This is a genomic window from Paraburkholderia azotifigens (assembly GCF_007995085.1).
GTDB classification, from domain to species: domain Bacteria; phylum Pseudomonadota; class Gammaproteobacteria; order Burkholderiales; family Burkholderiaceae; genus Paraburkholderia; species Paraburkholderia azotifigens.
On sequence record NZ_VOQS01000003.1, the window covers coordinates 394,680 to 405,656 of the forward strand.

A 10,977-nucleotide genomic window follows, 5' to 3' on the forward strand; every position below is an offset into this window, starting at 1 on the left:
GGCAAAAGAAAGCCGCTCACACCGCCAACACTTCTTTCTGCCTGCGGGCCCCCTACGGGTCCCGCACTCCACACGGCAACTCACTTTTCCACGCGTGTTGCCAGCGCCTTTAACAGGCGCATCACCCGCTCCAGTCACCCGTAGCACAGCCAGCGGCGGCAATCCGTCACCGCCGCCCAGGTGGCAAACGGTGTGTAGCTTGTCGCACCGCCTGTGTTGGCGCTCCTACGACACCGATCCCGCTTTTCGGTCCGGAGTGGTGCACTTCCATCGCGACGGCCTACACACCGTTTGCCACCTGGGCGGCCGGGGACTTTCTGGTAACGCGTTCCGTGACGCGGGCATGCGAAGCGGGTGAGGCGTGAGTTAGCACGCTGGCAACGGGCATAAGTCAGTGCGTTGCCGTCTGGAGTGCGGGACCCGTGGGGGGCCCGCAGGCAACAACTAGGATTGGCGGGGTTAGCCCGCTTTCTTTGCTTACTTTCTTTGCGGCGGCAAAGAAAGTAAGTGCCGCCCCGCACAGGGGCAACGCCTGAAGCACCGATACGAAATCGCGGATGCCATCAAAACCAAAAACCAAAAACGGCGACTACCGTCGCAGACAAACAAAAAAAATCACCACAAATAAGGCACAAACCGATACTTCACCCGCGCAGCGTACTCAGCGTAACCATGAAGCCGCTCGCAGAGCATGCGTTCTTCCAGCACAGCGCGATAACCCAACCCGGCCACCAGCAGCGGCACGCAAAAAAAACCAACCCACGACCCAAGCGCCAACGGCGTGCCGACGAGAAACAGAATCGCCCACGCATACATAGGATGCCGCACATAAGCATACGGACCGCTGTCACTCACCTTATGCCCGCGTTCAGACTGAATCTTCACGACAGGCGCGGCATAACTGTTGGCGCGAAACACAGACCGCATCGCAACCATGCTGACGAGAATAGCAAGCACGCCAACAACGTGCAGTGATGGGTGCATCGACGACCAGTGAAAGCGCACGGCATCGAGCGCCATGAGAACGAGCCACGCACACCAGGCGACCAGAACGCACACCATAAAGAACTTGTCCCACGCGCTCTGTTCGCGCTGAACAAAGGAACCAAGCCGCTCGGCGAGCAGCGCGGGATCGTAGCGCGCGAGCCACACGCCGATCCACAGCCCCAGCGCGCCCATTTCGAACAGATACCACCACGCGCCAGGCCATGCGAGCGTGCCCGCCGCGCCGAACAGCACGGCGCCCATGCCCGCGAGCCACAGCACCGTCTGGACAATGAGCCGCGCAATCATGGCGTCAACCTATGACGCCGCGCCTTGCGTCGACACGCGCCGGTAAATATCCGCGACGTCGATATCGCCGAGCTCGATCAGGAACGTGTCGCGCAGGCAGGTTTCGAGTTCATGCGCGCTTTCGATGCGGCGCTCGATCGCCTCGCCGTCTTTCGAACGCGCGGTGAGCCGGTCGTTGAACATCGCCAGCCGCCCTTCCGGCGTCACGCGGCACAGAACGAGACTCGTCGTGAAGAACGACGTGGGATGCATCGACGTGAACCAGTTCGACACTTCATAATCGACCCACTCCGCGCGGTGCAGATCGAAGCGATAGGTCTTGAGCCACGTCTCGCCCGAGTGCACTTCGAGATCGAACGCGCCGTCCGGTGCATCGACGAGCCGGAACGGCTCGTGCGTGGTCTGTTGCACGACGCCCGCCTGCAGGCGCAGCGGCGAAGTCAGCGTAACGGCGCCGAAGCCGACGTCGGCGATCCACGGCTGATCGTCGACGGTCACGCGCAGCAGCATATGCGTGCGCGGCGTGATCGCATCGGGTTCGCGGCCCCACAGCACGCGCGCAATCATCGGCGTCACGTCGAAGCCGAGCTGCATCAGCACATGCGCGAACAGCCCATTCTGCTCGAAGCAGTAGCCGCCACGCCGCCGCTCGATCAGCTTGTCGACGATAGCGGGTAGTTCGAGGTTCACGCGGCGGCCCGTCAGCGGATCGAGGTTTTCGAACGGGATGGCGAGCGGATGCAGGCGTTGCAGATCGCGCAGCACGTCGAGGGTCGCGGCCTGCGGCCCCGTGTAGCCGATACGCCTGAAATAGCGGTCGAGATCGAGAGTGCTGGACATCCGGTGCTCCTGTTGTCGCGGGTCGTGTTGCCCGTCGGTCATGTGGTTGTTGTATGCGCAATGCAGGGTTCGCAGCGACAGCGTACCGCCATCGGCGAGCGCCGTGCGCGATGCCCTCACGCGCGAAAGCCCATTCGCAAGCGAAGAAATGGACGCTCGCGATCATCGCATCGCGCGTTGCGGCGCAAGATGGCTTGCAAGGCGCGGCAATGAAGCGCGCCCCCCGTGCTTCACGCGTGCGGTTCAGAAGCCCTTGAGGGCCGAGGTCGCGATGGACGGCACGCTGATGCCGTGGCTCGTCGCGAACTGTACGGCAGCGCTCAGGGTCGATGCCAGCGACTGCAACTGCCCAGGCGCGGACTGCGCGATGTACGACGCAGCCTGCGCCGACTGCGGATTCATGCCCGATTGCAGCAACGACGACGGACTCATCTGCCCGATGCTGCCGAGGCTCGATTGCAGGCTCGAATACTGGCTCACGCCCTGGCCGAGCGACGTGAGGCCGTTAGTAAAAGCCTGCTTGTCGACGGGCGTCGACGAATCGGAGCCGCGGCTCGCGAACGCCTGCGTCAAGGTCTGCGACAACGACTGCTGCGTGCTGCCCACCTGCGACAACTGGCTCACGGAAGGCGTGCCGCCGCTCAACAAGCCCGACGCCTGCTGCGCCTGGCTCGCGGCACTGGAGAGCCCCATCGCCGAGGCGAGGCTCGACTGGCCGCTCAACACCTGCTGATTCGCTCCGACGTAACTTTGCAGCAGTTGCCCGATCCCGCCCGACGAAGCCGCTGCGCCCGCGTTGCCCGACGAATTGCCGCCGCCGATGCCGAACTGTTGCAGGTTCAGTTGCGCGAAGCTCGCGCTGCTCACGATGAAACCGGTGGCGAGTAGCGCGGCGGAAAGAATGCGTGTCTTCATGGCTGGCCCTCCTGTCAGGTGTCGGATGCCTGTCGGTCATCGCGACGTTCGTCTCGACATGTCCGGAACCCGGCGTGTCCGGACGCGTTCCCCTTGTGTCGCTTCGACAGGCACATGCGGCTCGCGTTCGCGCTTTCGTCAGACGCGATATCGCACGGCAAAACGCGGGCCTGCTCCTGGAAAGCCTCACCCGTTGCGCATGCCGGGCGCGTTCGCGCGGACTATGGGGTAAGCGCCGCATGCAATCGCTACGCCCTGACGCGAGCCTCGCGTGCGGACGCACGCACCGACAGATCCTGCACCATCTGCGCGGCGAGATAGTCGCAGGTCGGACGGTCCGATTTCGCACTGCGCGCGACGACGATATCGAGCGGCTCGATGACGGGCAATCCGTGTTCGACGCCGAGAATCGCGAGCCGTGACGGCACGCTGCAGCGTGTCAGCGCAATCACGGAGAGGCCGGCATCGACGGTCGCGACCAGTCCGCTCAGGCTCGCGCTGCTATACGCGGCGCGATAGCGGACGCGCGCGCGGTCGAGCGCGGCGAGCGTGTTGGTGCGCGCAACACAGCCCGGTTCGTAGAGCCCCACGGGCAACGGCGATACGTGGAGCACGGGTGTATCCACGGATGCGCCCGCCCACACCATCGGCTCGCTGCGCACGAATTCGCCGCGCAGCTTGCGGTCGCGCGTGACGAATGCGAGATCGATCTTGTTGTCGGCGAGCATCGGCGCGAGCGCGGTGCTTTGCGCGCAGACGATCTCGATCTCGACATGCGGATACAGGTTCGAAAAGCGCCGCAACACGGGCGACAGCAGCGACGACACGTAATCGTCCGGCGCGCCGAGCACGACGCGCCCCGTCACTTCAGGCCGCACGATCGCGGACCACGCTTCCTCGTGCAGATCGATCACGCGGCGCGCATATTCGAGCAGCGTGTTGCCCGGCCGCGTCAGCGACAGATTGCGTGTGTCGCGGGCAAAAAGCGTCGTGCCGAGCATTCGCTCGAGCCGTTTGACCTGCATGCTGACAGCCGCCTGCGAGCGGTGCACGGTGACGGCCGCCTTCGTGAAGCTGCCCGTCTCGACGACGGCGACGAAAGTGCGCAGCAAATCGACATCGAACTCGGGATGCATGATTCATCAATCCAGCTTATGGAATTTCTCAATTTTATTCGTTTGTGAAGCGAAGGCAACGCACGGATACTCGGATGCATTCAACGTCGTCGAGGAAGTGCTGTCATGTCTTTGTCGCCCCTGTCGCTTAGCCGGAGCCAGCAAGGCGCGCTGACGCTCGCGAGCGGCGGCCTGCTGATGGGCACGATTGGCGTGTTCGTCGAGGAAGCGCGGCTCGGTGCGCTGACGCTCGTGTTTTTCCGCTGCCTGTTCGGGTTTCTGGCGCTAGCGGCGTATTGCGCGTGGAAGGGCTATTTCGCGCGCCGCCATTTCACGCGACGCACGGTGCTGCTGGCGGCGATTTCGGGCGTGCTGATGGTGACGCAGTGGGTCGGTTTCTTCGATGCGATTCATCGCACGAGCATTGCGGTGGCGACGGTCGTGTTTCATGTGCAGCCGTTCTGGGTCGTGCTGATCGGCGCGGCGCTATTCAACGAGCAGCTGGGCGTCGACCGGCTCGGGTGGATCGCGACCGCGTTCGTGGGACTCGTGCTCGCATCGGGCGTTGCGGCGGCGGGTTCGTTGCAGGGTCACACGAGCTATCTGATCGGGATTGGCGAGGCGCTTGCAGGATCGGTGTTATATGCGAGCGTGACGCTCATTGCCAAAAGTCTCGGCGATTTGCGGCCGCATTTGCTGACGCTCGCGCAGTGTGCTGTTGGTGTCGTGTGTTTGCCGTTTATTGCGCCTTTGGGCGCGGAGCATATTGCGCTTTCGCAGTGGTTCTGGTTGATCGGGATGGGCGTGTTGCACACGGGGCTTTCGTATGTGCTGATTTATGGCGCGCTGCCCAAGCTCACTACGCCCGTTATTGCTGTGCTGCTTTTTGTTTATCCACTAACGGCGATTGCCGTCGATGCCATCGTGTATGGGCGCGCTCTTTCCATCGCGCAGATGAGTGGGATGGTGCTTATCGTCGTCGCCAGTCTTGGGGTTAATCTTGGGTGGCCTTTGGTGTCTGTGTTTAGGGTTCTGGCCGTGCGCCGTTAGGTTCTTTTGTTTTGTCTGCGACGCAGTCGCCATTCTTTTTTTCGCTGGCATCCGCGATTTCGTATCGGTGGGGGGGTGTCAGTAATTTCGTGTTCAAGGCATATCATGCTCCTCAGGAGAACATATGCCTTGAACACGAAATTACTGACACCCCCGGCATCCGCGATGCCGTATCGGTTCGCTAGCGTTGCCCCTGTGCGGGGCGGCACCTACTTTTCTTTGCAGCGGCAAAGAAAAGTAGGCAAAAGAAAGCCGCTCACACCGCCAATTCTTGTGTTTGCCTGCGGGCCCTCCACGGGTCCCGCACTCCACGCGGCGCTGAGCTACTCAATGCTCGTTGCCAGCGCTCCTGGATTCGCATCCCCCACTCCACACTCCCGCGTCACGGACCGCGTTACCAGGAAGTCCCCGGCCGCCCAGGTGGCAAACTGTGTGTAGGCCGTCTCGACGCAAGTGCACCACTCCGGACTGAAAAGCGGGATCGGTGTCGTAGAAGCGCGAACGCGTAAGGTGCGAGAACCTACACACCGTTTGCCACCTGGGCCGCGCAGACGGATCGCTGCCGCTGGCTGTGCTATGAGAGATTGGAGAGGGTGATGCGCCTGTTAAAGGCGCTGGCAACGCACATGAAATAGCGTGTTGCCGTGTGGAGTGCGGGACCCGTAGGGGGCCCGCAGGCAACCACTAGCACTGGCGGTGTGAGCGGCTTTCTTTTGCCTACTTTTCTTTGCCGCTGCAAAGAAAAGTAGGTGCCGCCCCGCACAGGGGCAACGCCCGAAGCACCGATACGAAAACGCGGATGCCAGCAATAAAAAAGCACTCACTGCGGCAGCACGTCTCCTTTAGTCTCCTTAGCAAAAGGAATAACAAACAACCCAACAATAAAAACGAGCGCGGTCAGCGCAACAGGCACCCCAAGCGTATGCATGCTCAACACCGCTGCGCCCAGCAAGAAATTAACGCCTGCTCCGACAAACCGTCCGAACGAAGTACAGAAAGCAAAAGCCGTCGCCCGCACGCGGGTTTCGAACAGTTCAGGCAACCACAAGCTAAACAGCGCAAAATTGCCGCCAAAGAACCCAAGCACAAACAGCCACGCAATAAACGGCGCCAACCCGTTGGGCAAATAAAATGCCCAGCCAAAGCTGCCAATAATCGCCACCGCCATCCCGGCGAAATACACCGCCAGCGTCTTCTTGCGCCCAATCCGCTCAGCAAGCGGCGGCAACGCAAGACAGCCGAGGATCGTGCCGATCGACAGCAGCCCCGTCGCCATCGACGCCATCTTCGTCGCCTCAGGCTTCGCCATACCCGCACGCGTCGCGAGCTGGATCACAGCCGACGGCTCGTACACCGCGCCCGCCCACAAGCCAATGATCGCAATCGTCAGCAGCGCACACATCACCCACGTCCGGCGGCGATACGTCGGCCCGAAAATCTCGCGCATCGGCTTCACGTGCACCACGTCGCGCGCTTCCGCCCGCTGCCATTTCTCCGATTCCTTCACGCGCGTCAAAATCAGGATCGCGATCACCACGGGCACCGCGCCCGTCAGGAACATCGCGCGCCAGCCGAAGTGCACGCCGATCGTGTAATTGAGTGCAGCCGCCAGAAAAAAGCCCGCGTAATAGCCCGTCTGCAGATAGCCCGCGCCCATCTTGCGGCGATCCTCCGGCCACGCTTCCGCGACGTACGTGCCCGCCAGCGCCCATTCGCCGCCAATGCCCACGCCCGCAATGAAGCGATAGATGCCCAGCTCCCACACGTTATGCGCCGTCGCCGACAGGCCCGTGAAGATCGCGAACGTGAAGATCGTGCCCGCCAGCACGCGCGTGCGGCCGAAGCGGTCGGCAAGCGGCCCCCAGATGAACGACAGCCCCCAGCCGACAAGGAACAGCGCAAACAGAATCGAACCGGCCAGGCCGACGTTCGCCGGCGTCGCCGCGTAACCCGAGCGCGGCAGCAACTCGGTGAGCGCCGGCGTTAGCACCAGCGCGTAGATGAACGAGTCCATGCCGTCCAGCGTCCACCCCGCCCACGCGCCCCAAAAGCCGGCAATCTGCGACCGGTTGAGCGGCGTCTTGCGCCGCGCGATACCCGCACTGTCCGAAATCGATGAATTCAACATGCTCCTGCTCCTCCAAGTGCTACGGTTGATAGGTCAACGTCAGACACAGCCGTTTCCCGGCGCATGCGGGTCGCCGCATGGTGAGAGAGGAAGCGCAGCAGCGCCGTGCCTTTACGAAATCCCCGGGTTTGTCCCGCTAGAAATTGTTCGTTTTTATATATAATATTTGATGTCATGAACAACGCAACCGATGGTTTTCCCCTGGCAGGCGCTTCTCAGGCGTCCGCGCCCTTGCTGCCCGCGGCGCATGAGCCGCGCTCCAGCACCCCGCGAGTGATCGCGGAGGCGCTGCGCGCGGCGATCGTCGAAGGCACGCTCGCGCCCGGCGCGCCGCTGCGCCAGGACGCGATCGCGCGGCACTTCTCGGTCAGCGCGATTCCGGTGCGCGAAGCGTTGCGTCAGCTGGAAAGCGAAGGCTGGGTGAAGGTCGAGTTGAACAAGGGCGCGAGCGTCGCGCGGCTCACGCCTGCCGAAGCGCGCGAAATCTACGAGATCCGCTCGGCGCTCGAGAGCCTCGCGATCTCGCTGGCGATTCCGAATCACACGCCCGAGACGCTGCGCGAGGCGGTGGCGCTGTGCAAAGCCGCCGAGAGCGAGCCGGACCCGGCGCTTTACGTGGCGCGCAACGAGGCGTTCCACACCTGCCTTTATGCGCCCGCCAACCGTCCGCAGCTCGCCGAAATGATCGCGGCGCTGCACCGGCGCGGCGAGCGCTATCTGAGATTGAAATTCGGCTTGCCCGCGTACAAGGGCGAGTCCGACGCCGAACACCTGGCGATCCTTGCCGCCGTCGAGCGCCAGGACATCGCCACCGCGCAGTCGCTCATCTCGGCTCACCTGCTGGGCACGGGCGAACTGGTCTACCGTTTCTTGACGGAACGCGCGCAGGCGGAAGCCGCCGCGGCCGCACCGCGCAGAAAGCGCGGACGGCCGGCGCGCACTCCAACTACTATCGGGAGTTGAAGCACCGATGAATCAGCGAGTCGAGTCAGCCAGACTGGAATTGGCACAGTCGACGGGAGCGCAGGCAGACCCTGCCGCGCCGCGCTCCTGGACCACCAAACGCGACGAGAAGCGGCGCAGGCTCGCCGCGATCGAGCCCTGGCTCGACGACGGCATCCTGCCCTCGAACCGCATCGTCGATGCCCTCGAAACGCTGATCCGCCCCGGCGATCGCGTCGCGCTCGAAGGCGACAACCAGAAGCAGGCGGACTTCCTGTCGCGCTCGTTCGCGAAGGTCGATCCGCAGAAAGTGCACGACGTGCATCTGCTGATCTCGAGCATCAGCCGCCCGGAACATCTGACGCTCTTCGAAAAGAACATCGCACACAAGGTCGATTTTTCGTTCGCCGGTCCGCAGAGCCTGCGCGTCGCGCAACTGCTCGAGGACGGCCAGCTCGAAATCGGCGCGATCTATACGTACGTCGAACTGTATGCACGCATGTTCGTCGACCTGACGCCGAACGTCGCGCTGCTGTGCGCCGAGAAAGCCGACCGGCACGGCAATCTCTACACCGGCCCGAATACGGAAGACACGCCGACCATCGCCGAAGCCGCCGCTTTCCGCCACGGCATCGTGATCGTGCAGGTCAACGAGATCGTCGACGAACTGCCGCGCGTCGATATTCCCGCGTCGTGGGTCGACGTCGTCGTTCAGGCCGACCGCCCCTTCGCCGTCGAGCCGCTGTTCACGCGCGATCCGCGTCATATCGGCGACCTGCAGGTGCTCACGGCAATGATGGTCATCAAGGGCATCTACGAGCCGTATGGCGTGAGCTCGCTGAATCACGGCATCGGGTTCGACACGGCCGCAATCGAACTGCTGCTGCCCACGTATGGCGAATCGCTCGGACTCAAAGGCAAGATCTGCCGCAACTGGACGCTCAATCCGCATCCCACGCTGATTCCCGCGATCGAATCCGGCTGGGTCGACAGCGTGCACTGCTTCGGCAGCGAAGTCGGCATGGAAGCGTATATCGAGGCGCGTCCCGACGTGTTCTTCACGGGCAACGACGGCACGCTGCGCTCGAACCGCGTGCTGTGCCAGCTGGCGGGGCAATACGGCGTCGACCTGTTCATCGGCTCGACGCTGCAGATCGACGGCGACGCCAATTCGTCGACGGTGACGCGCGGGCGTCTCGCAGGCTTCGGCGGCGCGCCGAACATGGGCCACGATCCGCGCGGCCGGCGTCATTCGAGCGAAGCGTGGCTCAAGCTGCTGAAGGATCAGGGCGCCGTGTCGCGTGGCAAGAAGCTCGTCGTGCAACTGGCCGAAACGTACAAGAAAGGCGGCGAGCCGACTTTCGTCGATGAACTCGACGCCGTCGCCGTCGGCGCGAAGAGCGGCATGCCCATCGCGCCCGTGATGATCTACGGCGACGACGTCAGCCATGTCGTGACGGAAGAAGGCATCGCCCATCTGCACAAGGCGGAAGGCATCGACGAACGGCGCGCGGCCATCGCCGCCGTCGCGGGCGTGACGCCGATTGGCTTGCGCGCGAAACCGGAAAAGACGGCGGAATTGCGCCGGCGCGGCATCGTCGCGTATCCGGAAGACCTCGGCATCCGGCGCGGCGAAGCGAAGCGCTCGCTGCTCGCGGCGCGCAGCATCGACGATCTCGTCACGTGGTCGGGTGGGCTCTATACGCCGCCGGCACGTTTCCGCAGCTGGTGATGCGATGGCACTGCCCTATGCCATCCCGCGCGACGCGGGCACCTTCGAGCATGCGCATGCGCAGGGCTTCGCGCGTTTGTCCGATGCAACGCTCGCCCGCTTCGCTGTCGAATCGCTGATCGAAGAGGCGCAACTCACGCCGAAGCCCGCACTCGTCGACGCGCGCGGCAGCGGCGCGCACCGCGATCTGGATCTGCCGCTGATGCTGCGCTCCGCGCGCTCGCTCGAACCGACCTTCGCGGCGCTCTCCCGCGCGGCGCGCGGCCGTCTGCCGTCGGCGACGCTGCGCGCGGAACTCGCGCAGATCGGACGCGCAGGCGAACAGGACATGATGCGCGCGACGCACGGCAGCAATGCGCATCGCGGCGCGATCTGGATCGTCGGCTTGCTGGTCGCGGGGGCGTCGGTCGTATTCGACGGCGATACGACGAACGCCGCACCTGCGCTGCCTGCGCAGGCGCACTCCGATGCCGCGCGCGTGTGCAAACTGGCCGCGCAGATCGCCTGCTTTCCCGACCGCTTTGCGGCGCCCGCCGACAGCCATGGCGAGCGCGTGCGTCGGCGGTTCAACGTGGGCGGCGCGCGTCAGGAAGCGCAGGACGGCTTTCCGCACGTGATCGGCGTCGGCTTGCCCGCGCTGCACGCGGCGCGCGCCGCAGGTGCGAAGGGCATCGGCGAAAACGCCGCGCGTCTCGACACGCTGCTCGCAATCATGGCTTCGCTCGACGACACCTGCCTGCTGCATCGCGCGGGGCTCGACGGCCTGCGCGCGGGCCAACGCGGCGCGCGCGCCGTGCTCGCCGCGGGCGGCACATCGACGGCGGCGGGACGTGCTGCGTTCGATGCGCTCGAAGCCGCCCTGCTTACGCTCAACGCTTCCCCCGGCGGCGCGGCCGACCTGCTCGCCGCCACTCTCTTCATCGACAAGCTGGCGCATCACGCGGCCAGCGGGAGCTGACACT

At 64.1% G+C, this 10,977-nt stretch carries 9 protein-coding genes; 4 read left to right on the forward strand and 5 right to left on the reverse strand.

Annotated elements, in window-relative coordinates:
• Positions 1 to 615: 615 nt before the first annotated feature.
• The 4 genes from FRZ40_RS18935 to FRZ40_RS18950 form a co-directional block, all read right to left on the reverse strand.
• Positions 616 to 1,293, reverse strand: a complete 678-nt coding sequence (locus tag FRZ40_RS18935) for a methyltransferase family protein (protein ID WP_147235148.1) — start codon at positions 1,291 to 1,293, stop codon at positions 616 to 618.
• Between the two features lie 9 nt (positions 1,294 to 1,302).
• Entirely contained in the window at positions 1,303 to 2,133 is an 831-nt protein-coding gene (locus FRZ40_RS18940) for an arylamine N-acetyltransferase family protein (protein ID WP_028370776.1), read from the reverse strand.
• Positions 2,134 to 2,376: 243 nt separating this feature from the next.
• Entirely contained in the window at positions 2,377 to 3,048 is a 672-nt protein-coding gene (locus tag FRZ40_RS18945) for a hypothetical protein (protein WP_028370775.1), read from the reverse strand.
• Positions 3,049 to 3,296: 248 nt separating this feature from the next.
• A complete protein-coding gene (locus FRZ40_RS18950) occupies positions 3,297 to 4,184 on the reverse strand; it encodes a LysR family transcriptional regulator (RefSeq protein ID WP_147235150.1) in 888 nt (295 codons plus the stop codon).
• A gap of 120 nt (positions 4,185 to 4,304) precedes the next feature.
• Here FRZ40_RS18950 and FRZ40_RS18955 point away from each other — a divergent pair, with 120 nt between their 5' ends.
• Positions 4,305 to 5,213 (forward strand): DMT family transporter, encoded by a 909-nt coding sequence (locus tag FRZ40_RS18955; protein ID WP_147236734.1) that lies wholly within the window; start codon positions 4,305 to 4,307, stop codon positions 5,211 to 5,213.
• A gap of 820 nt (positions 5,214 to 6,033) precedes the next feature.
• Here the strand turns inward: FRZ40_RS18955 and FRZ40_RS18960 are convergent.
• On the reverse strand, positions 6,034 to 7,341 hold the full coding sequence (locus FRZ40_RS18960; protein ID WP_028370772.1) for an MFS transporter: 1,308 nt from the start codon (positions 7,339 to 7,341) through the stop codon (positions 6,034 to 6,036).
• Between the two features lie 174 nt (positions 7,342 to 7,515).
• On the opposite strand from FRZ40_RS18960, the gene FRZ40_RS18965 reads away from it, so the two are divergent.
• Genes FRZ40_RS18965 through FRZ40_RS18975 form a run of 3 tightly spaced genes read left to right on the forward strand, consistent with a single transcriptional unit; the run spans position 7,516 to position 10,973 of the window.
• Positions 7,516 to 8,304 (forward strand): GntR family transcriptional regulator, encoded by a 789-nt coding sequence (locus FRZ40_RS18965; RefSeq protein WP_147235152.1) that lies wholly within the window; start codon positions 7,516 to 7,518, stop codon positions 8,302 to 8,304.
• Between the two features lie 7 nt (positions 8,305 to 8,311).
• Positions 8,312 to 10,015 carry a malonate decarboxylase subunit alpha gene (mdcA, locus tag FRZ40_RS18970; protein WP_028370770.1) on the forward strand — a complete coding sequence of 568 codons (1,704 nt, stop codon included), beginning with the start codon at positions 8,312 to 8,314 and terminating at the stop codon, positions 10,013 to 10,015.
• 4 nt (positions 10,016 to 10,019) lie between these two features.
• The gene (locus tag FRZ40_RS18975; protein WP_147235153.1) at positions 10,020 to 10,973 is read left to right on the forward strand and encodes a triphosphoribosyl-dephospho-CoA synthase; all 954 of its coding nucleotides are present in this window, start codon (positions 10,020 to 10,022) and stop codon (positions 10,971 to 10,973) included.
• Positions 10,974 to 10,977 lie beyond the last annotated feature (4 nt).